Source organism: Marinovum sp. J2-8, assembly GCF_055808435.1.
In genome coordinates this window covers 45753-72044 of sequence record NZ_JBVVRZ010000004.1, presented here as the reverse complement: position 1 = coordinate 72044, position 26292 = coordinate 45753, and the positions used below count along the sequence as shown (strand labels likewise).

Annotated in this window: 23 protein-coding genes and 1 pseudogene; 4 read left to right on the top strand and 20 right to left on the bottom strand. The window is 60.7% G+C overall.

Features of this window, described 5'->3' with window-relative positions; translation table 11 throughout:
• Window positions 1–25 precede the first annotated feature (25 nt).
• The gene (locus AC0L4F_RS13255; protein ID WP_244689003.1) at window positions 26–928 is read left to right on the top strand and encodes an SMP-30/gluconolactonase/LRE family protein; all 903 of its coding nucleotides are present in this window, start codon (window positions 26–28) and stop codon (window positions 926–928) included.
• Window positions 929–993: 65 nt separating this feature from the next.
• On the opposite strand, the gene AC0L4F_RS13250 is transcribed toward AC0L4F_RS13255, so the two are convergent.
• From AC0L4F_RS13250 to AC0L4F_RS13190, 13 genes and pseudogenes are all read right to left on the bottom strand, one after another.
• Window positions 994–2559 (bottom strand): glycerol-3-phosphate dehydrogenase, encoded by a 1566-nt coding sequence (locus AC0L4F_RS13250; protein ID WP_244689002.1) that lies wholly within the window; start codon window positions 2557–2559, stop codon window positions 994–996.
• Between the two features lie 84 nt (window positions 2560–2643).
• The gene (locus tag AC0L4F_RS13245; RefSeq protein WP_244689001.1) at window positions 2644–3303 is read right to left on the bottom strand and encodes a class II aldolase/adducin family protein; all 660 of its coding nucleotides are present in this window, start codon (window positions 3301–3303) and stop codon (window positions 2644–2646) included.
• A gap of 9 nt (window positions 3304–3312) precedes the next feature.
• Entirely contained in the window at window positions 3313–4353 is a 1041-nt protein-coding gene (locus tag AC0L4F_RS13240) for a 2-hydroxyacid dehydrogenase (RefSeq protein WP_244689000.1), read from the bottom strand.
• Window positions 4350–4883 (bottom strand): FGGY-family carbohydrate kinase, encoded by a 534-nt coding sequence (locus AC0L4F_RS13235; protein ID WP_244688999.1) that lies wholly within the window; start codon window positions 4881–4883, stop codon window positions 4350–4352. The genes AC0L4F_RS13240 and AC0L4F_RS13235 overlap by 4 nt, the downstream gene beginning before the upstream one ends.
• Window positions 4856–5908 (bottom strand): FGGY family carbohydrate kinase, encoded by a 1053-nt coding sequence (locus AC0L4F_RS13230; protein WP_244688998.1) that lies wholly within the window; start codon window positions 5906–5908, stop codon window positions 4856–4858. The genes AC0L4F_RS13235 and AC0L4F_RS13230 overlap by 28 nt, the downstream gene beginning before the upstream one ends.
• Window positions 5908–7543: pseudogene (locus AC0L4F_RS13225) on the bottom strand (FGGY-family carbohydrate kinase). Before AC0L4F_RS13225 ends, AC0L4F_RS13230 begins: the two are co-directional and overlap by 1 nt.
• 7 nt (window positions 7544–7550) lie before the next feature.
• The gene (locus tag AC0L4F_RS13220; protein ID WP_244688997.1) at window positions 7551–8279 is read right to left on the bottom strand and encodes an SDR family oxidoreductase; all 729 of its coding nucleotides are present in this window, start codon (window positions 8277–8279) and stop codon (window positions 7551–7553) included.
• Window positions 8280–8452: 173 nt separating this feature from the next.
• Window positions 8453–10717 (bottom strand): arylsulfatase, encoded by a 2265-nt coding sequence (locus AC0L4F_RS13215; RefSeq protein ID WP_244688996.1) that lies wholly within the window; start codon window positions 10715–10717, stop codon window positions 8453–8455.
• 29 nt (window positions 10718–10746) lie between these two features.
• Window positions 10747–11757, bottom strand: a complete 1011-nt coding sequence (locus AC0L4F_RS13210) for an ABC transporter substrate-binding protein (protein WP_244688995.1) — start codon at window positions 11755–11757, stop codon at window positions 10747–10749.
• A 58-nt stretch (window positions 11758–11815) separates the two neighbouring features.
• On the bottom strand, window positions 11816–12613 hold the full coding sequence (locus tag AC0L4F_RS13205) for an ABC transporter ATP-binding protein (RefSeq protein WP_244688994.1): 798 nt from the start codon (window positions 12611–12613) through the stop codon (window positions 11816–11818).
• 165 nt (window positions 12614–12778) lie between these two features.
• Complete coding sequence (locus tag AC0L4F_RS13200) at window positions 12779–13462, bottom strand: ABC transporter permease (RefSeq protein ID WP_244688993.1); 684 nt, start codon at window positions 13460–13462, stop codon at window positions 12779–12781.
• A 5-nt stretch (window positions 13463–13467) separates the two neighbouring features.
• Entirely contained in the window at window positions 13468–13731 is a 264-nt protein-coding gene (locus AC0L4F_RS13195) for an ABC transporter permease subunit (RefSeq protein WP_244688992.1), read from the bottom strand.
• A 22-nt stretch (window positions 13732–13753) separates the two neighbouring features.
• Complete coding sequence (locus tag AC0L4F_RS13190; protein ID WP_244688991.1) at window positions 13754–14260, bottom strand: ABC transporter permease; 507 nt, start codon at window positions 14258–14260, stop codon at window positions 13754–13756.
• Between the two features lie 287 nt (window positions 14261–14547).
• Here AC0L4F_RS13190 and AC0L4F_RS13185 point away from each other — a divergent pair, with 287 nt between their 5' ends.
• The gene (locus AC0L4F_RS13185; protein WP_244688990.1) at window positions 14548–15552 is read left to right on the top strand and encodes a LacI family DNA-binding transcriptional regulator; all 1005 of its coding nucleotides are present in this window, start codon (window positions 14548–14550) and stop codon (window positions 15550–15552) included.
• 138 nt (window positions 15553–15690) lie between these two features.
• Here the strand turns inward: AC0L4F_RS13185 and AC0L4F_RS13180 are convergent, their stop codons facing one another.
• From AC0L4F_RS13180 to AC0L4F_RS13150, 7 genes are all read right to left on the bottom strand, one after another.
• Window positions 15691–16749, bottom strand: coding sequence for an ABC transporter ATP-binding protein (locus AC0L4F_RS13180; RefSeq protein WP_244688989.1), 1059 nt, complete (start codon window positions 16747–16749; stop codon window positions 15691–15693).
• 1 nt (window position 16750) lies between these two features.
• On the bottom strand, window positions 16751–17677 hold the full coding sequence (locus AC0L4F_RS13175) for a DUF4432 family protein (RefSeq protein WP_244688988.1): 927 nt from the start codon (window positions 17675–17677) through the stop codon (window positions 16751–16753).
• A complete protein-coding gene (locus AC0L4F_RS13170; RefSeq protein ID WP_244688987.1) occupies window positions 17674–19206 on the bottom strand; it encodes a sulfatase in 1533 nt (510 codons plus the stop codon). Before AC0L4F_RS13170 ends, AC0L4F_RS13175 begins: the two co-directional genes overlap by 4 nt.
• A gap of 9 nt (window positions 19207–19215) precedes the next feature.
• The gene (locus tag AC0L4F_RS13165) at window positions 19216–20097 is read right to left on the bottom strand and encodes a carbohydrate ABC transporter permease (RefSeq protein WP_244688986.1); all 882 of its coding nucleotides are present in this window, start codon (window positions 20095–20097) and stop codon (window positions 19216–19218) included.
• The gene (locus AC0L4F_RS13160) at window positions 20094–20969 is read right to left on the bottom strand and encodes a carbohydrate ABC transporter permease (RefSeq protein ID WP_244688985.1); all 876 of its coding nucleotides are present in this window, start codon (window positions 20967–20969) and stop codon (window positions 20094–20096) included. The genes AC0L4F_RS13165 and AC0L4F_RS13160 overlap by 4 nt, the downstream gene beginning before the upstream one ends.
• A 56-nt stretch (window positions 20970–21025) precedes the next feature.
• A complete protein-coding gene (locus AC0L4F_RS13155) occupies window positions 21026–22366 on the bottom strand; it encodes an extracellular solute-binding protein (protein WP_244688984.1) in 1341 nt (446 codons plus the stop codon).
• Between the two features lie 120 nt (window positions 22367–22486).
• Window positions 22487–23407: a LysR family transcriptional regulator gene (locus tag AC0L4F_RS13150; RefSeq protein ID WP_244688983.1), complete on the bottom strand. Its 921-nt coding sequence runs from the start codon at window positions 23405–23407 to the stop codon at window positions 22487–22489.
• 694 nt (window positions 23408–24101) lie between these two features.
• Here AC0L4F_RS13150 and AC0L4F_RS13145 point away from each other — a divergent pair.
• Window positions 24102–25082: a LacI family DNA-binding transcriptional regulator gene (locus tag AC0L4F_RS13145; RefSeq protein ID WP_244688982.1), complete on the top strand. Its 981-nt coding sequence runs from the start codon at window positions 24102–24104 to the stop codon at window positions 25080–25082.
• Window positions 25083–25207: 125 nt separating this feature from the next.
• Window positions 25208–26161: a TAXI family TRAP transporter solute-binding subunit gene (locus AC0L4F_RS13140; protein WP_280520601.1), complete on the top strand. Its 954-nt coding sequence runs from the start codon at window positions 25208–25210 to the stop codon at window positions 26159–26161.
• Window positions 26162–26292: the final 131 nt, after the last annotated feature.

The following is a 26292-nucleotide window of genomic DNA, read 5'->3' as shown; positions in this document are numbered from 1 at the left end:
ACACTTGCGTGAAAAGGGGGCGAAAATGATGGTAGAGAACTTGGTGGAACTGGTTTTTGCGGCAGAGGATATCGTGGGCGAAAGCGCGGTCTGGGACGTGCCGCGCAGGCGACTGTTATGGGTTGATATTGTTGGGAAAACCATTCACGCGCTGGTGCCGGAAACCGGGGCGCATCAACGCTGGTCCACGCCGGATTTCGTGACGTCAATCGGGCTGCGCAAAGACGGCGGTGCCATTGTCGGGCTGAGCCGCGAAATCTGTCTTTGGGATTTTGACGATCACTTTCGGACCCTGGCGAGAATCGAGCCGGATCTGCCGGGCAATCGTTTGAACGAAGGTGTGGTTGGGCCTGACGGGGCGTTCTGGATTGGCACGATGCAGAACAATATCGCGCCTGACGGCAGCCCAATGGACATGACCGCAGATACCGGGCGGCTCTATCGGTGTTTGCCGGATGGGGGCGTCAAACCGCTGTCAAATGACCTGTTCGGTCTAACCAACACCTTGGTCTGGCCCAAGAGCGGCGGATTGATCACGGCCGATACCGGCGCGAATGAAATCTATCGCTATGACTATGATCCGCACAGCGGCCAATTGTCCAACCGTCGCCCGATCGTCTCTGGGTTTGACCGTGGGCTGCCCGACGGATCAGCCATGGATGCCGAGGGATATATCTGGAATTGCCGTGTCGTGGGGGGCGGGTGCCTGCTGCGTTTTGATCCCGACGGCCATGTTGATCGGGTGGTCGATTTACCCTGTTCCTGGCCAACCAGTTGCGCGTTTGGCAGAGAGCAGCTTGACACCCTTTATGTCACATCGGCGCGGTTCACCATGGAGCCGGCGCAGCTGGCGCAAAATCCGCAAGAGGGCGGTGTTTTCCGTCTGAAACCGGGGGTTTCGGGCCTTGAGACCCATCGTTTTGGATAGGTGCCGGTTATTAAAGGCCCCTCCGCCCCCCGCGCGGCACATGCTGGCGTCACACCGGGTTAGGGTCAGCCGGTCCCGGACGATCTGAGCCTTTCAACGGGGCGAGGGCCGCCAGTCACCAGCCCCCCCTCGCCAGCGTGGTCTTCAAACCAACGGGTGAATTCCGCCTGTTCGGCTTGTGTGAGGTGCAGCAAATGCTTGGTGCGTCGCCACAGAACATCCTGCGCGGTTTGCGCCCATTCTTGCTGGCGCAGATATTGCGCTTCGGCGGCGTATAACGCCCCACCGAAATGACGCCCCAGTCCAGAGACCGAGGTCGCCGCACCCACCACATGCCGCATCCGCGTGCCATAGAGCCGGGCGTAATGCAGCAACACTGGTCGTGGCAGCCAAGGATAGGCGGTCTTCATCTGGTTGACGAAGACGTCGAAATCCGCAGAATCCATATCGCCGCCGGGCAGGGGGGCCTGCGCCGTCCAATCGCCGCCAAGGGCAGGAAAGGTCGGGGCAAGACGCTGTAGCGCCTTTTGCGAGAGTTCGCGGAAGGTGGTGATCTTGCCGCCAAAAATGTTCAACAGCGGCGCGCCATCGGTTTCATCGAGATCCAGAACGTAATCCCGCGTCACGGCAGAGGGGTTGCCCTGGCCGTCGTCAAACAGCGCCCGCACACCGGAATAGGCCGTCTGAACATCATCGCGCGAAAGCTGCTCTTTGAAGTAACTATTTACCGCGTCGATCAGATAGGCGATCTCGTCCTCACCGGCCTGAACCTGATCGGCGGGGCCGTCATAGGCAATATCGGTGGTGCCAATCAGAGCTTTGTCGCCTTCGTAGGGATTGACAAAAATCACCCGCTTGTCGTGGTTCTGGATCAAAAACGCATGTTCCCCGCGCCAGAATTTGGGCGTGATGATATGGCTGCCTTTGACCAGCCGCACCTTGCGACGGCTGGACGCGGCGGCGACATTGGTGATGATGTCAGTGACCCAAGGCCCGGCCGCGTTGACCAGCACATGCGCCCGGAAATCCCGTGTCTCTCCGGTCGTGGCATGGCGGGTGGTCACGTGCCATTTGCCGCCTTCGCGCCGCGCCGACACACAGGGAGACCGGGTTAAAATGGTGGCCCCGCGTTCCGCCGCATCCAGGGCGTTCAGCACCACCAGCCGCGCATCATCGACCCAACAATCGGAATATTCAAAACCCCGGCGAAAATCGTCGCGGATGGCATGGCCTTCGGATGCGCGGTGCAGGTCAAGCGTCCGCGTGCCGGGAAGTTTGGCGCGCCCGCCCAGATGGTCATACAGGAACAGCCCCAACCGCACGAGCCACGCCGGGCGATCCCGTTTGGAATGCGGCAGGACAAAACGCATCGGCCAGACGATATGTGGCGCATTGCGCAAGAGCACCTCGCGTTCGATCAGCGCCTTGCGGACCAGCGAAAATTCGTAATATTCCAGATAGCGCAACCCGCCATGGATAAGCTTGCCTGACCGCGATGAGGTGCCTTCGGCCAGATCATCCTTTTCGCACAGCGCCACGCGCAGGCCCCGACCGGCAGCATCCCGCGCGATACCCGCCCCATTTATACCGCCGCCGATCACAAAAAGATCGACCTCCTGTGCTTCTGTCATGTGCTGAAGATCCTGTCTGAAAGGGTTCTGGGGGCCGGGTGGTGGCGACAGATGCGCCGCCGCCAGGACGCGCCGAATATGGTTCTATTTCTGGTCCTGAAGCCCGTAGCCCGCAAAGGCATCATGGGCTTCGGCAATATCCTGATCGCTCAGCAACACCGGCCCGCCGATGGACAGCGACAGGTAATATTGCTGCGCGATGGCCTCCAGCTCTACCGCGCGCCACAGGGCCTTGGGCAAATCCGCCGCCACGGCAAGCGCGCCGTGATTGGCCATAAGACAGGCTGTGCGGTCTTTCATCGCCTCCTGGATCAGCGCTGACAGCTCTTTGGAGCCAAAGCGCGCATACCCCGCACAGCGCACATCATCCCCGCCAAAAGCCGCAATCATGTAGTGACAGCGCGGAATGGGTTTCCGGGCGATCGACAGCGCAGTGCAATAGGTCGGATGGCCATGGACCACGGCATTCACATCCGGGCGCGATTGCAGGATATCGAGGTGAAAGGGCCATTCGGTCGAAGGCTTGCACGGGCCGGACCATGTGCCGTCATTCCGATCCAGCGGCATGTCGGCGATCAATTCGGGCGTCAGGTCTTCGTAGGGGATGCCAGAGGGCGAAATCAGCATTGAATCGCCACAGCGCACCGACACATTGCCGGATGTACCCTGTGTCAGCCCAAGAGGTTCCAGTTTCCGGCAGGCCGCGACAACCGCCTGACGGAGGGTGGTTTCAGTGTCTGTCATGATCGTCTCTCAGCACGGGTTCAGGGGCGGCTCGTTTTTGAGCCAGCGCCGGACTTCTTCGGCGGCCTTGCTGGCCGCGACCCGCACAGTGCGCAGGGACGCGCCCGCGATATGGGGGGTCAGCGTGACATTGGGTAAGGTCAAAAGCGGCGAATCCAGCGGCACCGGCTCGATCGGAAAGGTTTCAAGCATGGCGCCGCGCAGGTGACCGTCCTGGAGGGCGGCGATCAAGGCGTCGTAATCCACCAACGGCCCCCGCGCGGTATTGATCAGCGTGCTGCCCGGTTTCATCGCCGCAAAGGCGGCAGCGTCCATCATCCCGGTGGTTTCGGCGGTCACGCGGGGATGCAGGGACACAATGTCAGACGCGGCAAGGAGCTGATCAAAGGACACCATTTCGACCCCGGCGCGCAGATCCTCGGCGGTCAGTTGCACATAGGGGTCCGACACCATGATCCGACAGCCGAAGGCCCGCAGAAGCGACACAACCCGCTTGCCGATTTCCCCATAGCCGATGACGCCCACCGTCATATCGCACAGCTCATCCCCGGTCACATCCGCACGGTAAAGATCGGTGCGATAGTCGCCTTTGCGCAGGGCCTCGTGCCCGCGGGCAAGGTTGCGCACCTCTGCGATGATGCCGCCGATGGCAAATTCGGCGACCGCGCTGGCATTGCGCCCCGGGGTGTTGACCACGGTGATCCCATGCGATCGGGCGGCCGCCATATCGACATTGACCGGCCCGCCGCGGCTGACGGCGACCAGTTTGAGATTGGGCAAAGCGTCCATCATGGCCGCCGACAGGGGCGCGTGATGGATCACCGCAACCGGCGCGTTGCCGATATGCGCCACCACTTCGTCGGGGTCGCCCTGGAATTCCTGAATGCCCTCGATGCGCGAACCGGCATACCCCTGTTCCAGTGGTGCATCCGGCCAGTCATAATCCATACGGCGCACGGAAACCTTGTCTCCGCAGGCCGCGAGGATATGCTCTTCAAAGGTTTCCGACAGCATGAACCTGTCGCCAATGATCGCAATTTCCGTTTTCATGAGACTTGTTTCCTTGTGTTTGCCTGGCTGTGCCAAAGCGGCTGAAGGGTGTTTCGCCCCGCCCGAAAGGCCGGGAATAAACCGTCATAAAGCGCGGTCAGTTCCGGGTCTGGCGGGATGGCATCGCGCAAAAGCGGTGTGACCCAGGTGGTGTTTGCCGCTTCCAGAGAGTCAAAGACGCCCGATTGCACCGCCGCGATCATTGCGGCCCCGGCGGCGCCGGCCTCTTCCTGGGCGACGGCGCGCACGGGACGGTTGAGCGTTGCGGCGAGGATATGAACAAGCTGGGCCGAGCGCGCAGCGCCCCCCGCGACGCGAATTTCAGCCGGGATCGCGCCCATTGCCGCGTAACAATCGCGCGCCGCCATGGCCAAACCTTCGTAGACGCCGCGCACCATTTCCGGCCAGCCGACGGTGCGGTCCAGCCCGGTGAAGCTGGCGCGGGCCTCTGGGTCCGAAAACGGCCCACGCTCGCCGGTGGGGGCGATATAGGGGTGAAAGGTTACGGCGCCGGGCCGGGCATCGGCCACCAGCGCATCGAAATTGCGCAGAATATCGGATGGCTCTGTCGGGTGGCCGCGGATGTCAGCACATCACCGGCAATCCCGGCGATCCAGTCGATGTTGATCGCGGCGGCCATATTCGTCTGAACCTGGCCAAAGGCCCCATCGGCCAGCGCGACGGTATATCCTGTCTTGTCCGGGTTTTGCACAATCTCGTCGACATTGGCGGCATAGCGGGTGTGAACCCCGGTTGACCCCAGGATCGACAGCCCCGGTCGCGTCGCCGCATCGCACAGTCCAGTGGCAATCCCCGAGGTCACGATATCCATATATCCAAGGCAGATCGGCAATCCGGCGGGCAACCCGGTTTCGGCGGCGGCGCCGGGGCTGAGCCGGTGCGCGGTTTTGCTACCGTCGATGATTGGCGGCAACAGGTGGCGCAGCTCTTGCAGATCCAATGCGGCAATCACGTCGTCGCTATAGGCGCGGGTGCGGATATCGCCAAAGTTCAGCACAGCTTCGCTGACGTCGGCCACGGTTTCGCCGGTCAGGCAATAATACAGCCATTCCTTGCAATGCAGGGCGTGCGCCGCTTTGCCGAGCATTTCAGGCGCGGTTCGGCGCAGCCAGGGCAGTTGCGCGCGCATCTGGCACAGGTTCACCCCGGTTGCGGTGGCGCGATAGATCCTGTCGTGCTGGTCTGATCCGGTGATCCTGCGGGCGTCGGCCCCGGCCCGGGAATCGAGCCAGAGCATGGCCTCGCCTACCGGGGTGCCATCGGCGTCGATCAACCATGTGCCGTCCCCCTGCGCCGTCACGCCCATCGCGCGGGCGCGGCTGGCCAGATCGGGGATCATCTCAGACAGCTGGAACAGCATCTGCGCGGCCAGTTGCCAGGTCTGGGCCATGTCCTGGGTGGCGGCGCCGTTTGGCGCGCTGTGGTATCGGTTCTTGACGCCCGCCACCGCCAGCTGTTGCCCCGCAAGGTCAAAGGCCACGGCCTTGATCACCGAGGTGCCGGCATCCAGACCGATCAGAATATCGCGGGTCATCACGTGCCTCCATTCGGGGTGCGGGTCGGGATGCGGGCGGCGTCCTGAAGCGCGGTGAAACGGCGGTATTGCTGGCTGTGCCACTGCTGGGTTGCGCCGGTTGCCGGGGTAAAGTGGGTGTTCAGGCTGGACATTTCGGCCATGGCCGTGGCCAGCGTGTCAAAATGCCCGGCGGCCACCGCCCCCAGCATCGCGCTGCCCAGCAGCACGGGTTCGGGGGATGTGGGTTCGGCGGTGGGGATGCCCGCCGCATCGGCCAGCACCTGTTTGACAATGGCACTGGCACCTGCGCCGCCGCTGATGACAATTGTGTCGGGGGTCACGCCACAGGCCGTTTGCGCATCCAGGATCTGACGCAGCCCATAGCCGATCCCGCAGAGCCCCGCGACATAAAGCGCGATATGCGAGGTCAGATCGCGGCGCAGATCAAGCCCGGCAATGATGGCGCGGGCCGAAGGATCAGACAGCGGCGCACGATTGCCAAGGAAATCCGGCACCACAATTACATCGCCCGCCAGCTGCGCGGCGTCCTGGGGGCCATCAATCCGCCGGGTCGCTTCGGCCAGCAGATAGTCGATCACCGAAAGCCCGCGTTCCTGGGCGGCGGCCTTGGCCGTGGGGTAATGCGGGTGCATCTGCACCAGATGGGCGATGGCCTCGCCAGCGGCGGATTGCCCACCTTCGATCAGCCAAAGATCGGGCAACATCGCCGAAAAATACGGCCCCCAGACACCGGGCACCGTGGTTTTTTCAGACGCGGATGTCATGGTGCAGGCCGAGGTGCCAAAGACATAGGCCATGCGCGTTTGGGCCGGGGCGCCACCCGCGCCGACGGTGCCGACACCGCCGGCATGGGCATCAATCAACCCGGCGGCGACGGGTATCCCCGGGATCAGCCCCAGCGTTTCGGCCGCCTCCTGTGTCAATCCAGACCCAAGCGCCGTCCCCGGCGCCACCACATTTGTCCCGATCCGGGCAAAGCCATCGTCACACAGATCAGATAGGCCAATCTGTTGGAAATAGCTGGCATCAAAGCCGCCTTCATGGGCGAGATAGGTCCATTTGCAGGTCAGGGTGCAGCTTGACCGGGTCAGATCGCCGGTGGCGCGCCATGTCAGATAATCAGTAAGGTCCATGAAATGCCCGGCCTTGGCATAGGTGTCGGGCAGATTTTCCTTGAGCCACAACAGCTTGGGCGTTTCCATTTCCGGCGAGATACGTCCGCCGACATAATCAAGCACCCGATGTCCGGTGGCATTGATGCGCGCGGCCTGATCGGCGGCGCGTTGATCCATCCAGACGATGATATTGCGGGCGGGATCGCCGGTTGGGCTCAGGCTTGTGGGTGTGATCCTGCGACAACCCCACAAGCGAACAGGTGGCATCAAATCCGATGCCCGCCACGGCCGCGGGGGGCAGGGCGCTGGCGGTCAACGCCTGTTTGACGGCGATGGCAACCGCGTTCCAGATATCGTCAGAGGATTGTTCGGCCATGACCCCATCGCGCCAGATCCGAATGTCGTGTTTGCCAGTGCCCAGCATCCGCCCATCGGGGGCAAAGACACCGGCGCGCGCGCTTCCGGTGCCGACATCAACACCAAGAAAGACAGGGGATTGTTTGCGGGTTCCTGTCATTGCGGCCTCACAATTCGACGCTGTTGGGCAGGATCACGAGATCGCGGATCGTGACATTGCGGGGCCGCGTCAGCATGAAATGCACGCAATCGGCGACCTCTTTAGGCTGCATCAGGCTGCCGTTGGCCAGGGCTTCGTCCATTTTTGCCTGTGGCCAGTCATCCAGCAAAGCGGTCACAACCGGGCCGGGAAGGACCGCACCTACGCGGATGCCATGCGGGGCCATTTGGCGGCGAATGGTGTGGGTGAACGCCTGAACCGCATGTTTTGATGCGGTATAGATCGGCTCCCACATCACGGGAACAACGCCGGCGATCGAACTGGTCATAAGGATATCGCCCGTTCCGCGCGCCTTCATATGCGGAAGAACGGCGCGGACGGTGCGAAAGGCGGCGTTGATGTTGAGGTTCAGCACCCGGTCCCATTCATCTGGGTTGCCCTCGGATACATCGCCACCGACATAGCCGCCGGCATTGGCGTGAAACACATCCAGATGCCCCATCCGATCCAGAATCCGGGGCAGCATTTGATCGACGCTGGCGGGATCAAGAAGATCGGTGACAATGGGCACCGCGCCCTTGCCCAGTTCCGCGCAGACGGCTGTCAGCCGGTCCTCGGCCCGATCCACAAGCGCCACCCGCGCCCCGGAGGCGAGGCAGACGCGGGCGCATTCAAGCCCGATGCCGGAGGCCGCCCCGGTGATGGCGATGGTTTTGCCGTCAAGTTTCTGGTCCATTGGAACTTTCCTGTCAGGGCTGTCAGCGAACCGACATCATTGGCCGGCCGAAAGGCTGGTTTATTCGGGTGGTCAAGCCAGAGCGCGACGCTGCGGGCGGCGCTTTGGCGGAGGCGGGTTGCGCCAGTGGGGAGCGCGCGGCGCAAGAGCTGCGCCGCGCAGTGGATCACGTGTCAGTCCTGAGATTCATAATCATTGGGACCGGCGATATCGTTGCCAAGCGTGATGCGGACACGGTCAATTTCACCTGTGAATGCAAAGCCTTGCTTGCCCTCATAGACCGGGCTGACCGGCGAGCCGGCATCGCGCCCAAGGCTGAAACCTTCCCAATCCATGAAATAGCGATAGGTCTCGGGCAGGGCTGTCTTGCCAACTTCCTGGCCATTGATATGCAGGCTGCCTTCGCCCTGGCGCACGCCGGTTTTGTCGAATTTGTAGAGAATATCTATCCAATCACCACCGGTCGGCACCGCTCCTTCGACACGGAACATTTTCTGATAATAATTGTACTCATGGATGATGCGACCATCCTTGACGTAGAGCGTATAGCCGCCACAAAGCCCGCCACAGGCCGCAATCACACCTTCGCCGCCGTCGGGCACCCGCACCCGCGCGGCGATTTCAAAGGAGCGATCCAAGGTAAAGGGTGCCGCCCCGCCGGGGATGTTGGTCATGCCGGGGAAGAAGACGAATTCCTGCTGAATGCGCGGGGATTCTTCGCGCGGGCGTGACATGGCGCGACGTTCGGCAAAGCCGCGGTCATCCAGCGGCAACACGTCATATCGTCCGGCTTCGGCCCACCAGAGTTCCACCAGCTTGCGCAGGCGTTCCGGTTCCTTCTGGGCCAGGTCGGTGCTTTCGGAAAAATCCTCTGCGACGTGGTACAATTCCCATTGGTCGTCTTCATAATCGGAATAGCGCTTGTGATATGCGACCGCCTTCCAACCGTCATGCCAGATGGCGCGGTGGCCGAACATTTCAAAGATCTGCGCGCTTTTGCGGGTTGGGGCGCTGGCGTCGTCAAAGGAATATTTCATGCTGGTGCCATGAATATTCATCTGCGGAATGCCCTTGATCTGGGCCGGGGCCTCGGTGTCGATCACCTCAAGAATGGTGGGCACGATGTCCATGACGTGGTGGAACTGGTTGCGGATGCCGGTGTCTTTCAGCCCTTTGGGCCAGTGCACGATCAGCGGATCCTGCACACCACCCGCATGGGTGTTTTGCTTGTACCGGCGCAGGGGGGTGTTTTCGACCTGGGCCCAGCCGATGGGATAGTTGTTCTTGGCATACATTGTGCCGATCTGATCAATCCGTTCGAGGTTATAGTCGAAGGATTCCGCATCCATGTTTTCATAGAAGGTTGTGCTGGTGGAGCCGTGAATCTGGCCTTCCTGGCTGGCGCCATTGTCGGACATCAGGAAGATGATCGTATTGTCCAGCTTGCCGATTTTTTCGAGGTGATCGAAGACACGCCCCAATTCGGCATCTGCGTGATCAAGGAAGGCGGCGTAAGCCTCCTCAAACTTGCAATACACCCGCTTTTGGTCGTCGGACAGGCTGTCCCAGGGTTCGACGCCTTCGTTGCGGGGCACGGCATTGGTGCCTTTGGGAACGATGCCCATTTCGATCTGGCGCGCCAGACGCCGCTCGCGGGCCACATCCCAGCCTTCGTCGAACCGGCCTTTGTATTTGTCGAGATATTCCTGCGGTGCCTGATGCGGCGAATGCATCGCCCCCAGCGCGTAATACATGAAAAACGGCTTGTTTGGCGCCAGAGAGGCGTGATCGGTCAGGAATTTGCAGGCGTTATCGGCCAGATCCTCGTTCAGCGTATAGCCTTCTTCGGGGGTGCGTGGCGGTTCGATATGCTGGTTGTCGCGGACAAGAGAGGGGCGGAATTGATCGGTCAGCGCCTCCAGGAAGCCATAGAATTTGTTGAACCCACGCCCCAGCGGCCAGTGATCAAAGGGGCCAACCGCCGACATCTGATCAGCGGGGGCCAGATGCCATTTGCCGACCGCATAGGAATTGTACCCTTCGGGCGCCAGCATATCGGCCAATGTGCCGGCATTATGCCGGATTGCGCCGCGTTTGCTGGGGAAACCGCTGTCGGCATTGGCGATGATCGACATGCCGACAGCGTGATGATCCCGCCCGGTAAGAAGGGAGGCCCGGGTGGGAGAGCATAGAGCCGTGGTGTGGAAGTTGTTGTAGCGTAAACCGCCCCCGGCAAGGCGGTCGATATTGGGCGTTTCGGCGTCGCCGCCGTAACACCCAAGACTGCCGAACCCCAGATCATCAAACAAGATCACGAGGATATTCGGGCTGTCTTCCTTTGGACCTTTGATTTCCGGCCACCAAGGCGTGGAATCCTTGTAGGTCCGGCCGATTTGGCCCTTGAAAACTTCGTTCACCGTATCGCTTGTGATGCTCATGTTTGATGTCCTTCTGTGGGAATTCTGACTTATTTTCGCAGCGCTTTTGCGGCCATCAGCACCTCAAGTGCGACGGGCTGCATGGATTTGAGATCGGGCACTTCGTCATAGGCCCCGGCAGCAACCAGGACCTCGGCGCCGGCAATCAGAGTGTCGATTGTTGCGCCTGATTTCATGTCTGCGATCGCTTCGTCGAGGGTTTGGAAATCGCGCAGGCTAAAGGCATAGGCGGCGGTTTCCTTGGTGCCTTCGATGCCGGTGTCCTGGTAATATTGCAGCGAAAGATCGACGGCCTTGTCGGGGTTGGCGCGGATGTATTCATTGGCGCGGTATGCGGCCTCGACGAATTTTGCTGCGGCGTCCGGGTCGTCCTTCCAGAACCGGCTGGTGATGATCCAGGGCGCGATGACCGAGGTGCCGGCAATTTCGCCGTCGCAGATCACTTCGTATGTGTCTTTGTCCATCACGATGTCGAAATCCGCGCTGGCGGCTGTGGTGCCTGCGCCCACTTCGCCATTGCGCAGCGACTGGCGTGTCACCGGCGGATCCAGCGGCACGATTTCAAGATCGCCATGCGCCACGTTGAAATGGTCGGCACAGGCAAACAGCACCTGGCTCCAGGTGGAATTGGGCACGGTGCCGATGCGCACCTTGGCCAGCGCCTCGCCCGGGGTCATGCCCGCCATCGCGTCCTTGCGCATGATCAGTTTGATGTTGCGGCTTTCCTTTTGCATCGTGCCAAAGGAAATCAGCTGGAATTTGTCCCAGCCCGAAATCGCCGGCGGCCCGCCTGTCCAACCGGCCTGCCAGTCGCCGGAAACGCCGGACGCCAGCGCCGCGCCGCCATTGGGGAAATAGGTGGTTTCAACGTCCAGCCCATTGTCGCTGAAATAGCCCAGATGTTCGGCCAGCCACATCGGATAGCCCGCTTCGTTGGGTTGGCTGTTCAGATGCAGGCTGGTTTCGGCAAGGGCACCGCCGGCGGTCAGCGCGGCGATAGCCACACCTGCGGCCAGCTTTTTGAATGATGTGAATTTCATGGGTTTTCTCCTCCTGTTGGGTCGTTTTGGTGGCGTCTGTGCCGGTCGGATTGCCGGTTCAGGCCGCCATGATTTCTTCGCGCACCAGCCCCCAGATCTCGCGGCGGGCTTCGATGAAATCGGGATGTTCGGCGGCCTGTTCGATATCGCCCTGCTTCCACACCACATCGCGGGGGAGGCGGATTTCCTTTTTGATGCGGCCCGGGCGGCGTGACATGACGATCACCCGGTCGCTGAGGTAAACCGCCTCTTCCACCGAATGGGTGATGAACAGCACGGTATATTGCATCTGGTGGCTCAGGCGCTGGACCTCCTCCTGAAGAATGGTCCGGGTCTGCGCATCAAGCGCGCCAAAGGGTTCATCCATCAACAGGATCTCTGGCTGCATGGCCAGGGCCCGTGCAATGGCAACACGTTGCTGCATGCCGCCCGAAAGCTGGCTGGGATAGCTGTCGCGGAACTGGGTAAGTCCCATGATTTCAAGCTGTTCGCGCAAACGACGCTCTTGTTCATCGCGCGGCACTTTTGTCATTTGCAGGCCGAATTTGATGTTTTCGGCGACGGTTTCGGATGGGAACAGGGCGAATTTCTGAAACACCACGCTGCGGCGGGGGCCGGGTTTTCCGGCAGGTTTGCCATCAATCAGGATTTCGCCCCGCGTCGCATCCTCTAGCCCGGCACCGACGGTCATCAGGGTGGATTTGCCACAGCCCGACGGCCCGACGACGCAGACAAATTCGCCTTTCTGAACGGAGACCGAACAATCATCGACCGCCAGCACCCCGGTGCCTTCGGGCCCATACCATTTGGTGATGTTGCGCAGTTCCAGCTTGGGGGTGACGGTGGTATCGATCATGGGGCTTTTCCTTGAAATGCTTGGGCTGGTGTCTGGTGCGGGGTGAACGGCGGTCATAGGCGGTCCCACGGCATCAGGTGGCGTTCGAGACGTTGCACGCCCATGTCGATCAACACCCCCAGAACCCCGATGGCGATGATCCCGACAAAGATGGTCGAGACAGAGTCATTCCCGTTGTCCCTGTGCGATCAGGAACCCCAGACCGGTTTTCCCGACCACCAGTTCCGCACCGACCAGCGCCATCCAGCCGTTGGAGATGGCAATCCGAATGCCGGTGAAAATGCTGGGCGTGGCCACCGGCACGACAACCCGGCGCAGGGTCTGGTGCTGGCGGGCGCCAAAGACCCGCGAGGCCTGGATCAGGATGTCGTCCACATGCTGCACGCCAAGCTGTGCATTGATGACGCAGGCAGGGAAGGCCGCGATGAACACCACCATCGCCTGGGTTGTGGTCGACGCCCCGAACCAAAGGATCGCAATCGGAACCCAGGCAAAGGGCGGGATGTAGCGCAGCGTTTCAAAGACCGGATTCACCACCGCGCGAAACCATGGCGCCCAGGCAAAGAAGATGCCGATCGGCACCCCCAGAAGGATGGCCAGAAACACGCCATAGGACCACCGCTCCAGCGAGGCGAAAACGTGACCCGAAAGCGCCGCGCCGGCAAAGGGTTCTGTTGTCAGATTGGCAAAGCGCGCAATGACATCAAAGGGCGAGGGCAAGACTTCGGGGCCGACCCAGCCGAAAACGGACGTGGCCAACACCCAGACAAGGCCCAGAATTCCAAGCGACACCGCGCCATAAACCAAAGGCTGCGGAAGAAGCGAAGAGGGGGAAGTTTTGACGGTCATGTGCCTTATCCTTTCTTCTGGGGAAGCGACCAGGGCGCAAGAAGACGCGTCGCAAGTTTCATCAGGACCGAAAGCAGCACACCAAGCAGGCCGATCAGCAGCATCGCCACCACAAGCACATCAGTGTCGAGCATCCGCGATGCATTCAGCGCGACATACCCAAGCCCCGCAGTTGCGGCGAGCAGCTCTGCCGCGACAAGTGTGGTCCAGGCATTGCCAAGCGCGATCCGCGCCCCGGCAATCAGCGTGGGCAGGGCGGTGCGGCACACGATCCGGGTCAGGATCTTGTGATCATTCGCGCCCAGCGTCCGGCCAGGCGTCGATAAGCAGCGGATCAACCGAGCCGACGGCCTGCATGCTGTTCATCAACCAGGGCACAAGCGCCGCAATGAAGACCACGAATATGCGCGCGGGCTCTCCGATGCCCATCCAGACAAGTGTGAGGGGAATCCAGGCCAGCGGCGGCACCGGGCGGATCAGCTGAAAGATCGGAAAAACAAGCCATTTGACACGCGGCCACCAGGCCATTGCGATGCCAAGCGGCACGCCGACGATCCCGCCAAGCGCCCAGCCGGCCAAGACGATGGAAAGCGAGCTGAAAACATGGCCCAGCAGGGTACTGCCGATATAGGGCTTGACCCACATGCGCCCGAACCGGTCCAGAACATCGCCCGGCGATGGCAGGAACAGGGACGACACCGGCCCGTTGCTGCGTGTGATCCACGCCCAGGCAGCGATCCAGGCCGCACAGGCCACCACACTGACAATGAACAGGTTACCGTTGGCTAATCGCCGCATCGGTCTCTCCCCTTACCGATTTTCCTCCTGGCCCGACTCGTCGAGCTGAAAATGAAAATGTCAGTAAACCGTTTAACTGTCAACGCAGTTTGCGAATTTGCCGTGCTTTTTCGACGGCTCAGGGCTTGGCTTGTGCAAAAACGACGTATTTTCAGGTACTTGAGCGGCGTGGTGAAATCTTGCAGGAAATCAATCTGTCTTGCGTCCCGCAAGATTATTTACAGACTCTGGATTATGATATAACTGTTTAACACAGATCAATTGATGACAGAGCGAGGTCCGAGGAGATGAAGAAAAGGCCATCTATCAAAGATGTCGCTCGCGAAGCCGGGGTGTCGACGGCGACGGTTTCCCATGTCTTTTCGGGCAAGAAACACGTGAACGAAGACTCTGCACAAAAGGTGCGGCGCGCGGCGGAAAAACTGGGTTACACCATCGACCGGGTGGCGGCGCAATTGCGGACGCGGCGCACCAAAATCATAGCGGTTCTGGTGCCCAATCTCGAAGACCTCTTTCTTAACCGGTTCATCTCGCTGATTAAATCCAGGGCCGAAGATGCCGGATATCAGGTCATTGTCTCTTGTTCGCGCGATGATCTGAAGATTGAACAAGACCGGCTTCGTGCGCTGATGGGGTGGCGTCCCAGCGGTTTGATCCTTGTGCCCTGTATCGAGTCAATTCCCGACATGTTGCTGAAGGAATATCCCGATGTCCCGGTTGTCGCCGTGGACCGGGTGAACCCTGCAAAGTCAAAATATGACACGATTACATCCGATGATTTCGCCTCGGGTTGGGAAGTGGCACGGCATTTGATTGAAATGGACGCGCGGTCGCTTCTTGTGCTGGCCACCAGCGACAAGATTTTCACCCAGAAAGAGCGTATTCGCGGCATCGAAGATTGTGCGCGCGAAGCCCGCGCCATGACCGTCAACACATTGGTTGCGGGCCCGGACGCAGAAGCCGCCGCCGACAAACTGGGTTGCTGGCTGGATGACAACCCGCAGACCAAGGCAGTGATCGGGCTGACCAATGTGATGACACTGGCCGCCCTGTCGACCTTTGCCTCGCGGGGGATTCAACCGCCGAAGGACGTCATGCTGGCCGGGTTTCACGATTCGTTGTGGATGACCGCCCGCCGCGTGCCGATCACGACCGTGGCGCAACCGGTTGATGCGATTGCCAATGCCGCATGGGACCGGATGCGCGTTCGGATCGCGCAAGAGGACGATCAGGTGGTGAACCTGATTTACAAAAGTACGCTGATCAAACGCACATCGACCTCGGCCGATTGAACAGCCGCCTTCCTGCGCGTGTCGTGACGATTGGCCCCGCCCTGAAACGATCCAGGGACCGCTCAGGTCGGGACATGGGGACCGGGACATGGGGCCCGGTTAGCAGGTCAGGGGCGCAGGTCAGGGCGCGCGGGTTTTTCAGGCCGCAGCCCCGTCGGGAAAGGCATGCACGCGTTCCGCATTCGGAACCAGCCAGACGCTGTCACCGGGATTGATCGCCAGACGCTCGTGTGACAGGACGGTGATGTTCTGCCCGGCCTTGCGCACCACCAGTTCCGTGGAGGCCCCTGTCGGTTCGACCACCACAACCTCGGCACGCAGTGCCCCGGATCCGGCTTCGGATTGCAGCGCGAAACATTCGGGGCGAATGCCCACGGTCGCCCGTCCCGGTGCCGCCGGCGCGGCAAGCCGCAGGGCCTCACCATCGGAAAAACGCGCCTCTGAGGGGTTCTCGGCCGACACCTCGAGGTCCAGCAGGTTCATCGTCGGCGATCCAAGGAACGCCCCGACAAAAGCATTGGCCGGATTGTCATAAAGCTCTAGCGGGGTGCCGATCTGTTCGATTTCCCCATCGCGCAACACAACGATGCGATCGGCGAGTGTCATCGCCTCGACCTGATCATGGGTGACATAAATCGTGGTGGTTTTCAGTTTCTGATGCAGTTCTTTCAGCTCGGCCCGCATCTTGACCCGTAGCTTGGCATCAAGGTTCGACAGCGGTTCGTCAAACAGGAACACCTCTGGTTTGCGCACGATGGCGCGGCCCATGGCAACGCGCTGGCGTTGTCCGCCCGAAAGCTGTTTTGGCAACCGATCCAGATAAGGCCCAAGCCCCAGGATATCGGCCGCGCGGTCGACCTTGCTGCGCCGCTGGGGTTCGTCTTCGCCCGCGAGTTTGAGGGAAAACGACATATTGTCGGCGCTGTTCATATGCGGGTAAAGCGCATAGCTTTGAAACACCATCGAGATGCCGCGATCCCGTGGCGGCACATCATTCATCGGGGCGCCGCCAATCTGTAGCGTGCCGGATGTGATGCTTTCCAACCCGGCGATCATGCGCAACAGGGTGGATTTGCCACAGCCCGACGGGCCGATCAGCACGACAAATTCGCCGTCCTTGATGTCAAGCGAGACATCTTTGATCACATCGACCTTGCCATAGCTTTTGGACAGGTTGTTCAGCCGAACATGTGCCATGTCATTCCTCCTGATTGCCGGATAAAAAGGTGTATTTTTGGTGTGATTGCCAGCTTTCGCCGGGGGCCAGCCACGTGCCGGGGCCGCTGGTGCCGTCGGCGGTGCGGTCGCAATTGGACGGTTCAATCGCCAGCACGTTGCGCCGGGGGCGGGCATCGCGCCAAAACTGAACAAAGGGCAAATCGCTTTCGATCTGGACCTTGGCCGACGGCCAGCCGTCACTGGCGGCGCGGCTGATGTCGGCGCTGCCGCCCTTTGGCGTGGGGTGGCATGCGGTGTGTTGATCCCCCAATGACAGCGGCACGCCATCCAGCCGCACGGTGGTGTCGGCGGCGACCAACGGATAGCCGAAATTGGTGTGATAGAGAATGTGCATTTCCGCCGGTTCCGGCCCGATGTTTTCCACCCGGTCGATCAGCGTCATCGTCGCGCCGCCCACCGGGGCCTCGATCCGGCGATGCAGCCGGAAACAGGCGCCGCCGAGATGGGCGGTGGTGACCTCACCCGTGGCAAAAAGCATCGGATCGGGGCGATCCCAATCCGCCCCGCAGGCGGTGACATGGGCCGGGGTCAGCGGCAGGCTGCCATGCAGCGGCATGCCCGCGCGCGGTTGGCGGGCATTGTCCAACCCGCAAGTGACGAGAAACCCCGACAGGCTGCGCTGGATGCCGGTGCCGCTGTCGGCCTCTGCATCATGTTGCCCCGGCGCGACGAACCCCGCCGGATGCTGCCAGGCCAGTGGCATGCCGCGAAAGCTGAGCGGGCCGATATCAAGGCTGCGATCGGCCAGCACCCAAAAGGCCAACCCGCCGCCGGTGTCAAAGCTGAGCGCGCGCACGCCGCGTTCCGGCCCATCATCCAGCGTGATCCGCCGCACGGCGGCCAGTTGGCGCAGATCTGCCACCTGATGTTGCCAATCGTGGATCATGCCGGGACAGCTTCGGGCAAAAGGTCGATCCGGGCAAAGGCCTCTTGTGGGGCATCCAGCCCGCGCATCAGATCGGCCATTTGTGCCGCCAGCTGTGCCTCAAGCGCGGGGGTGTCCAATGGCGCTGTCTGTCCAGGGTCGCGCGCCAGATCATAGAGCCGGGTTTCATCCTCGATCAGACAGCCGGGTCCATAGGTGTTGTACATCGCCGATTTCGAACTGACCGGCACCCGCAAAAGCGGCATGTCGCGGCTGAACGGGGTGGGCGGGGCCAGTTTCGCCTGTGTCAGCTCCTCTGGGTGGAAGAAGTCAAAGATATGCGTCGGCATCAGCGTGTATTGATAGATTTCCTGGGTTTCCACATTCGCCGGATACCGGTGATAGCTGTATTGCCCATCGGTCAGATTCACTGCGCCGCCAAAGAAGCCATAGATCAGCGCCTCATGCGGCGATGCCTGTCCCGCCAGCATCGGGCGCAGCGAGGGCGAGGCCATCTGATCCGGGCGCGGGGCGTCATAAAGATCGAGGATTGTTGCGGCCAGATCAGGGGTCTGGCTGAGGCCGGCCACCGTTGTGCCCGCCGCTGCGAGATGGGCCGGATCATGGATGAACAGCGGGATCTGGGCGATTTCCTGATATAGCGCCATGCGGTTTTTGGCCCAAAGATCATGTTCGCCCAGCAGGAAGCCGTGATCGGTGGTCACAATCAGCGCGGTGTCGTCCCACAGGTTGTCGCGGTCAAAGACATCAAGCACCTGCCCCAGAAGTTCGTCACACATCGCAAGCGAGGCATGATAACTGGCGCGCAGCTCGTCCTTTTCCTCTAGCGGGCGGTCGCTGTGGCCATATTCCGGCCAATCCAGCGCCGGACCATCGGCGCGCGCGCCGGCAATGTCGCGGAACCGCTTGGGCGCAAAAAACGGCTCATGCGGGGCAAATGTTTCGATCTGAAGGAACCAATCCTCGGCGGTCTTGTTGTGTTCGATAAATTCGACACCGGCGGCAAAGGTCTGAAAACTGGGATGTGCGGCCTCGTCCTCCAGATAGTCGCGGTTGACCACGTTGTGGCGCGGATAGCTGCGCGGTTTGCGTGACACCTGACCGGGATCAAAGCGTTTTTCGATCCCGGGCCAGTCGGGGGCGACGACGCCTTTCCAGCGGTCGCCTTCTTGTCCACGAAAGAATTCGTAGCTGTCATAGCGGTTGTGATAGGTCGCGCCGCCATCTTCCCAATAGTGGAAATGATCGGTGACAAAGTGGCTGTAGACGCCTTTGTCACGGCTCAGCACCTCGGGGAAGGTCACGTCGTAGGGTTCGATCGGCCCCCAGCTGCGATGCAGAAAGGACATGCGCCCGGTCATCAGATCCCGCCGGGCGGGCATGCAGGGCATGGATCCGACGTGGTGATTGTCGAACCGGGCACTGCGCGCGGCCAGCCGGTCAAAATTCGGGGTGGGCACCGTGTCGCCGCCATAGGGCGACAGTGCGCGGCGATTGAGCGAGTCAAAGAGTACAAGAACGGTTTTCATCGGGAATTCCTATTTCACAGCGCCAGAGGTCAGGCCGCGGACAATGAAACGCTGGGCAAAGAGCAGCAGCAGGAAGGCAGGCAGGATCGACAGGGTCGAGGCCGCAGCCATTTCCGTAAAGGCGATGGTGTTTTCCTGGGCGTATTTGCCAATGCCAAGCGGTACGGTGGCGGTCTGTCGCTGGCTGAGCACCAACACGACCGGGAATTCATTCCAGCTGAAGATGAAGGTCAGAATGCCGGTGGCTGCCAATCCGGGCCGCACGATCGGCAGCACCACATGCCAGAGGATATGCGGCACCTTGGCGCCGTCGATCTGGGCGGCCTCGACCAGCTCTTTCGGCACATCACGGACAAAGACCCCCATCATCCAAAGCGCCATCGGCAGATGCAGCGTCGTATGGGCCAGGATGATGCCGGAATAGGTGTTGTCGAGGCCAACAGAACGGAACATCGAATACCACGCCCCCGCCAATGTAATCGGCGGCACCATGTGAAAGATCACGGACCAGCCCAGCAGCGAATGCAGCACCCAGCCCGGCCATTGCAGACGATAGAGCGAGAAGGCCGCCAGCGTCGCGATCACCAACACGAGGAAGGTGCTGATCGCGCCAATCACCATGGAATTGCCGAAGTTACGCAGGAAATCCGAGGTCTTGTCGAAGATGACCTTGGTAAATCCGTCGAGATTGGGTTCGAACAGGATACGCCCCATCAACAAATCAATCTGGGTCTTGAAGGCGGCTGAAACGATCCAGAAGAACGGAAACAGCACAACCAGCGCAAAGCTCATCAGGATAAGGTGGCGGATCACCGCGACCTGACCGTCAGTCAGGGCGAAACGGCGCTGCGGCGTGGCGAGCGGCTGGTGGGTGTCAGATGCATGGGTCATGCCTTGGCTCCTTTGCCGGCGGTGGCGCGGGTGGCGGCAATGATGCCGGCGGCAATCACCGCGATCACGGCGATGGACATCGCGGCGCCATAGCCGGTCTGATCCTCGGTGAAGAAACGGCGATAGATGGTGAAGCTGATCACCTCGGTCGAGGTGCCCGGTCCGCCGCCGGTCAACAGATAGATTTCGTCGAATACCTTGAACGCAAGGATCATGCGGAAGACAAAGGTCACGGCGATGGTCGGCAGCATCAGCGGCAGGGTGATGTGACGCAGCTCTTGCCAGCGGGTGGCGCCGTCGATCTTGGCGGCCTCAAAGATGTCGTCCGGCAGGCTTTCAAGCCCGGCGAGCAGCAGCAGGAAACAGAACGGCGTCCAATGCCAGACATCAACGATGATCACGGACAACAGCGCAAGATCGGGGCTGCCCAGCCAGTCCTGCGGGGCAAGTCCCAGCGCCATGAGGATGCTGTTCAATACGCCAAAGTCATAAGAATACATCAGCTTCCAGATCGCGCCGATGATAATGCCGGGCACAAGGATCGGCAGGATGAAAACGGTCCGGTAGAACACCCGCCCCCGCACCACCCGCGTGGTCAGCAAGGCAAGGATGAAACCAAGCAGCATTTGCAGCGCCACGGCAACCACCGCAAAGATCAGCGTGTTCAGCGCCCCGGCGCGCAGCAGATTGTCCTGCGGCAGCTTGGCGTAATTGGACAACCCGACCCAGTCCCAGACCGCTTCGCGGTTGACCCACTCCACGTCATGGAAGCTGAGCGCAAAGAGTTTCATCAGCGGCAGGATGGTCAGAAGCGCAAAAAGGACAAGCGCGGGCCATAGCGTCGCGTGACGCCAGAAGGTATCGGTTTTCATGGGACGGGCTCCGTTGCATTTGGTGGCCGCGGACGAGGCCGCGACCACCGGGGAGGTTACTGGAGCGGATCGAGCGTCGGCGCGTCGTAGCCCGCGTCGGACAGCACCTTGGCAATCTCTTCCGCGGCCATGTTGAGCGCCTCTTTCAGCTCGATTTCACCGCCGATAGCCTGGTTCAGCCGCAACTCGGTCACGGCAAGGACCTGGCTGGCCTCGGGGATGGTGAAGGTCAGTTGAGCGTTGGGGATGGAGGCCGCCAGGGCGCGCATGTAGCGATAAGGTTCCTGATCGGCCATGTCCGACGTCATCACCGCCCCGCTCACCGGAGGCGACCCGGCCTCGGCGTAAGCACGCTGCGCCGCATCGGTCTGGAACCATGTCAGGAAAGCCACCGCTGCCTGCTTGTTCTCGTCGGCGATGTTTTTCGGAACACCTGCCAGCCAATGTCCGAGACCCGGTGCGGGGCCGAATTCATCCGTACCGGGAACAACCGCGTAGTCGACCTTGCCGACCACGGCCGATTGCTTGGGATCGTCGAACTGCGCCGGAGCAGGCACGCCCTGAATATGGCCCGCGCGACCGGTCGCCATGTTCTGGATCACATTGGTCTGGGTCTGCCCGGCGGTCGAGGGATGCCCGACCTCGTTCGCCAGCCGCAGGTAGGTTTTCATTCCGGCCAGCGTCTCCGGGCTGTTGATGGTCACGGTGAAATCGCCGCCCTTCTGATCGGCGATGATGCCGCCGCCGTGGCTCAGGATATAGGGAAATACGTCAAAGGTGACGTCAAAGGCGCCGCGCTGCCCGCGCTGAGAAATGCCGTACATCCCCGGGGGGTTGTGCAATACTTTGGCGTTTTCATAAAGCTGGGTCCAGGTCGTGGGCACCTCGAGCCCGTGCTCCTCGTAGAGGTCCGAGCGGTAGTGCAGGAGCGGCAGGAAAGGGTTGACCGGCACGCTGACCAGCTTGCCGTTGCCGTCGCATGTGATGGTGGCGGCAGCCTCGTCCCAGCAGACGCTGTCATCGAAGGTGAAGATGTCCTCGCCCAAGGCGAAATCGGCGTCGATATCGGTCAGCGGCTGCATGAAGCCGCCGGTATAGAATTCGACGAAAAAGCCCGCGTTCATGATCAGGATGTCAAAGGGGCTGGCGTCCGAACGCACGGCGGTGCGCTGTTTTTCCAGGCTGCCGGCAAAGGGATTGACGTCAAGGTTGACGGTATTGCCGGTTTCTTCTTCGTATTTCTCGACCACCGCCTGAAAGCCGGGAAACCACGGCGATTGGTTGATGACGATGGTGATCGGCGTTTCCGCAGCCGAAGCCAGCGACGCGCAGAGCGCCAGTGCGCTGGCCGCAAGACCGGTGCGCAGGGGTTTTGTATGTCCAGTAAAAAGAGCCATGTGACCTCCCATGAGTGGCAATTGCGATACCTCCCGCATCGCTTGTTATTGGGTGTACCTCAGACGGATGGCATTCCGGAAATGAAAAGAATTGCTCTCTCCATAGCCGCTGGCTATGCCTTAGTTGAACGGATCCGCGGCGCATTCCTCGATCAATGCATCGGCAATCACCCGCGCCGCCGGGGTCAACAATCCGGGACTGCGATAGATCAACCCGGCCTGACGGTTGGTCACCAGCTCCGGCACGTCGATTTCCACCAGCTGGGCCGCTTCGGGCGTCAAAAGCTGTGAGCGCGTCGTATAGACCAGCGTGTCGGTCTGGCTTGCGTGGGTCAGCAGGAAGGTCAGCGATGTCGACACCACATGGGCCTGCGGCGGAGAATGGCCAAGGCTGATCACCCGCCCGTCAAGCTTGCGCCGCGCCAGCGTATCCCCCGGTGGCAGTGCCCAGGCCATCGCCAATGCATCCAACGTCGACACTGACTTGCGCCGGGCCAACGGATGGTCCGCCCGTCCCACGACGATCAGGTCGTCTGCGGTCAGCAAGCGGAATTCCAGGTTCCCGCTTTCGCCGTCCAGCGGCCGTTCGGCGACCACGAAATCGAGCGCGCCCTTGGCCAGCCGCTCCAGCAGCGACTCGTCAAACCCGGTGTGCACCTCGATCATCATGTCGGGCCGTTGCGTCGTGATCCGGCTGACCGCCTCGGGCAGCATGCGCCGCACCCAGGATGGACCGGCGCCGATCTGCACATGGCCGCCCTGTCCGGTCTGCAATTGCGCCATTTCGGCGGCGGCATCATTGACCTGCGCCACCACCACCGCCGCATGTTCGGCCAGTCGCGCACCAATCGGCGTCAATGAAATCCCGTGTGCATGCCGTTCCAGCAGCGGTGTGCCGACCTGATCTTCCAACAACTTGAGCGCCTTGGACAGCGTAGGCTGCGCCACATTGAGCTCTGCCGCCGCGCGCGTGATATTGCCGGTCTGTGCGGTGCGGTGGAAATAGCCCAGCAGGCGAAGATCGAAAGTGCCACGGTTCACGTCTTCGTTCCCACAAGCATGTCAGGTTTGGATGCGAAGATATGGTAGACGACCCGCGCGGCGCGGCAAAGCGCTAACTCACGGATTGGATCTGGCAAATGATGCTTGCCCAGACGTTTCCCGCGTTGGGGCGAGACGGCTTTGCAACGCGCCATGACCATGGTGAAATTTCGCCGCGCGTTGGTATAAACGTTCTCCGCTTGGGGTATGCCTGCGAATTGAGTTGCCATGATTGCGCGACTGGGGTCTTCGCCACTTTGACGAGATCAATAAAGCGGATCATTGAACATATTCACCCAAGGCCCGGAAGTTGCCGAAGAGCGGTCATTGATCGTCAGCGTGGTGCAGTTGCCAAAAGACAAGCGCGGTGAGCGGTAGCGAGGAGCATAAAGTGTCGGATGCCGCTAACAAATTTCAAGAAAAACGTGAGGTCGAAAGCGGGAATTCATTGTGTTTAGTGTCATCATGCAGGGTATCAGGACGTCAATTGCAGATCCCAAAAGCCATTTGGCGTCACGGGGTTGCTTCCATCGGTGAAAGTTAGTCGAAATTTGTAGAATGCGTAGCTGAAGCCCCTGAATTTCGAGGGGCAGCGCGGTCTCGTGCTCTGTCGCCAGGGATTTGGCGGGCCCTTTGGACGTCAGGCGCGATGAAAGTATTTCACGCACGCGTCTGGTGTGGCTATAGACAAAGTATGAAAAAGATTACCGCCAAAGATGTTGCCGACCTTGCCGGGGTGTCCACTTCGGCTGTTTCGCGGGCGTATCGGTCTGATGCGCCCATTGCCGAGGATAAGCGAAAGGCAATTTTTGCCGCGGCGGCGAGGCTGGGTTATGTCAGCAACGTCGACAAGACCCTTTCCAAACAGGCGACCAATACCATCGCGATGGTGGTCAGCGAGCTGCACAACCCGTTTTACCCGAACGCGGTTGACGAGCTGGTGCGCCAGTTGCCCGAACGCGGGCTGAAAGCAATTGTGCATGTCGTGCCCTCAGCCGAGGAGGTGGATACAATCATGCGGCAAGTGCTTGATTTTCGGACAGAAGGTGTGATCCTGGCAAGTTCGACAATGACCTCGGACATGGCGCGCTTGTGCCGCGAGAACGGGTTGCCGGCGGTGCTTTTGAATCGTGTGCAAACGGACAATACCATGATGGCGGTGTGCTGCGACAACTACGGCGGCGCCCAACAGATTGCGTCACGGTTTCTGACGGCGGGTCGACAACGGATTGCCTTTGTCGGGGGGCGGCGCGACACCTCTACCCATTTAGAGCGGATGCGCGGATTTCGCGATCACCTCGAAGAAGCAGGAACACCTATCTATAGACAGTTGGATGGCGGGTTCGACTATCAACAAGCCTTCCGTGCCGCTCAGGACCTCCTTGGCCAGCGGCCACTGCCGGATGCGGTATTTTGTGCCAATGATATCATGGCCATAGCCTTTCTGGATGCGGCGCGCATTGCCGGCGTTTCGGTGCCACAGGACATTGCGGTCATCGGCTTTGACGATATTCCAATGGCGTCCTGGGCCGCCTATCGCCTGACAACGGTGCGCCAGCCGCTGCGTCGGATGTTGCACCAGGCGGTCGACATCATCACCAGCGCCGAAGCGTCGTTCGATTCAGGCGATATACGAATCTTGCAAGGTGAAATGCAGGAGCGTGAAAGCGGATAGTGAAATAATTTCACTGCATTGCGAAATCGTTGCAGCTTTTTTCATTTTGTTGTTCTTTCCCGCGCAGGCACCAAATTTTTTTGGGGCCCATGTTACTGGGAGGCACAACATGAAATTCAAGAACTCTGATTTCGACCGCAGCTTTGACAATCGCGGGTCTGGGAGCAAGCATTCCGGCTGCCGCAGAGACGCGGCTTGCCTTTGGCGCGACCAATTCGCAAAGCGCGCATTACGCCTATTTTGCCGCATTGGCCAATATCGTAAACAGCGCCTATCCTGACGGTTATCAGGCCTCGGTGGTGGAAACCGGCGCGACGGTCGACAATCTCAAACGCATGTCGCGGGATCAGCTGGATATCGGTTTGATCACAACGTCGACGCTTTATCATGCTTATAACGGCGTGAAATCCTTTGACGGGCGCGCGGTCGAATCCCGGCTGCTTTGGGCCTATTCGCTGGCGCCGCAAAACGTTGTGGTGCGCCGCGATTCCGGGGTCACCGAATTTGCGGATCTGAACGGCATGGCATTTGGTCCTGGGGCGCGCGGTTCCTCGACCGAGGCGACCTCGCTTGAAGTTTTTGAGCTGTTCGGGATCGCGCCGGACTGGGTGCGCGGGTCCAATGGCGAACTGGCCAATGCAATCCGGGACAACCGATCCGCCGGTTTCATCAAAAGCGCGGTCGGCACATCCTTTGACGCGCTGACCACCGATATTGCGGCCTTCACGCCGGTGCAGGTGCTGGGTCTCGACGATGCGCAGGAAGCGCAAATTCGCGAAGAATTGCCGGAACTTTCGATTGTCGAGATGCCCGGCGGTGACATGGAAAATTCCGGCCCTTACACATCATGGGGTTTCATGATCGGCGTGTCGGCGCGCCCGAATATGGATGACCAGACCGCTTATGACATCACCAAGGCGGTGATGGAAAACATGGCGGCGCAAGAAGCGGCCTTTCCTGCGGTCAAGGGCAACAACCTGCCCGAGTTGACGCTGCAATATGCCACCAGCCCGCTGCACCCCGGGGCGGTTCGTTACTACGAAGAAATCGGCCTGACTGTGCCTGATCGGCTCAAGTAACGATCCAGATGTGTTGTTGACGGGGCGGGCCTGTGGCTGCCCCGTTCATTCAATCTCTTGCCCAAAGGTGCCGAGATGCCCGATCTTCCTTTCCTCGCAAAGGTCCGTCAAACGACCATTGCTGCGCTGGC

What these genes read in the sequence shown, in the direction of transcription:
- AC0L4F_RS13255 (WP_244689003.1), top strand. Translation starts at nt 26, where the DNA reads ATGATGGTAGAGAACTTGGTGGAACTGGTTTTTGCGGCAGAGGATATC.
- AC0L4F_RS13250 (WP_244689002.1), bottom strand. Translation starts at nt 2,559, where the DNA reads ATGACAGAAGCACAGGAGGTCGATCTTTTTGTGATCGGCGGCGGTATA.
- AC0L4F_RS13245 (WP_244689001.1), bottom strand. Translation starts at nt 3,303, where the DNA reads ATGACAGACACTGAAACCACCCTCCGTCAGGCGGTTGTCGCGGCCTGC.
- AC0L4F_RS13240 (WP_244689000.1), bottom strand. Translation starts at nt 4,353, where the DNA reads ATGAAAACGGAAATTGCGATCATTGGCGACAGGTTCATGCTGTCGGAA.
- AC0L4F_RS13230 (WP_244688998.1), bottom strand. Translation starts at nt 5,908, where the DNA reads ATGACCCGCGATATTCTGATCGGTCTGGATGCCGGCACCTCGGTGATC.
- AC0L4F_RS13220 (WP_244688997.1), bottom strand. Translation starts at nt 8,279, where the DNA reads ATGGACCAGAAACTTGACGGCAAAACCATCGCCATCACCGGGGCGGCC.
- AC0L4F_RS13215 (WP_244688996.1), bottom strand. Translation starts at nt 10,717, where the DNA reads ATGAGCATCACAAGCGATACGGTGAACGAAGTTTTCAAGGGCCAAATC.
- AC0L4F_RS13210 (WP_244688995.1), bottom strand. Translation starts at nt 11,757, where the DNA reads ATGAAATTCACATCATTCAAAAAGCTGGCCGCAGGTGTGGCTATCGCC.
- AC0L4F_RS13205 (WP_244688994.1), bottom strand. Translation starts at nt 12,613, where the DNA reads ATGATCGATACCACCGTCACCCCCAAGCTGGAACTGCGCAACATCACC.
- AC0L4F_RS13200 (WP_244688993.1), bottom strand. Translation starts at nt 13,462, where the DNA reads ATGACCGTCAAAACTTCCCCCTCTTCGCTTCTTCCGCAGCCTTTGGTT.
- AC0L4F_RS13190 (WP_244688991.1), bottom strand. Translation starts at nt 14,260, where the DNA reads ATGCGGCGATTAGCCAACGGTAACCTGTTCATTGTCAGTGTGGTGGCC.
- AC0L4F_RS13185 (WP_244688990.1), top strand. Translation starts at nt 14,548, where the DNA reads ATGAAGAAAAGGCCATCTATCAAAGATGTCGCTCGCGAAGCCGGGGTG.
- AC0L4F_RS13180 (WP_244688989.1), bottom strand. Translation starts at nt 16,749, where the DNA reads ATGGCACATGTTCGGCTGAACAACCTGTCCAAAAGCTATGGCAAGGTC.
- AC0L4F_RS13175 (WP_244688988.1), bottom strand. Translation starts at nt 17,677, where the DNA reads ATGATCCACGATTGGCAACATCAGGTGGCAGATCTGCGCCAACTGGCC.
- AC0L4F_RS13170 (WP_244688987.1), bottom strand. Translation starts at nt 19,206, where the DNA reads ATGAAAACCGTTCTTGTACTCTTTGACTCGCTCAATCGCCGCGCACTG.
- AC0L4F_RS13165 (WP_244688986.1), bottom strand. Translation starts at nt 20,097, where the DNA reads ATGACCCATGCATCTGACACCCACCAGCCGCTCGCCACGCCGCAGCGC.
- AC0L4F_RS13160 (WP_244688985.1), bottom strand. Translation starts at nt 20,969, where the DNA reads ATGAAAACCGATACCTTCTGGCGTCACGCGACGCTATGGCCCGCGCTT.
- AC0L4F_RS13155 (WP_244688984.1), bottom strand. Translation starts at nt 22,366, where the DNA reads ATGGCTCTTTTTACTGGACATACAAAACCCCTGCGCACCGGTCTTGCG.
- AC0L4F_RS13145 (WP_244688982.1), top strand. Translation starts at nt 24,102, where the DNA reads ATGAAAAAGATTACCGCCAAAGATGTTGCCGACCTTGCCGGGGTGTCC.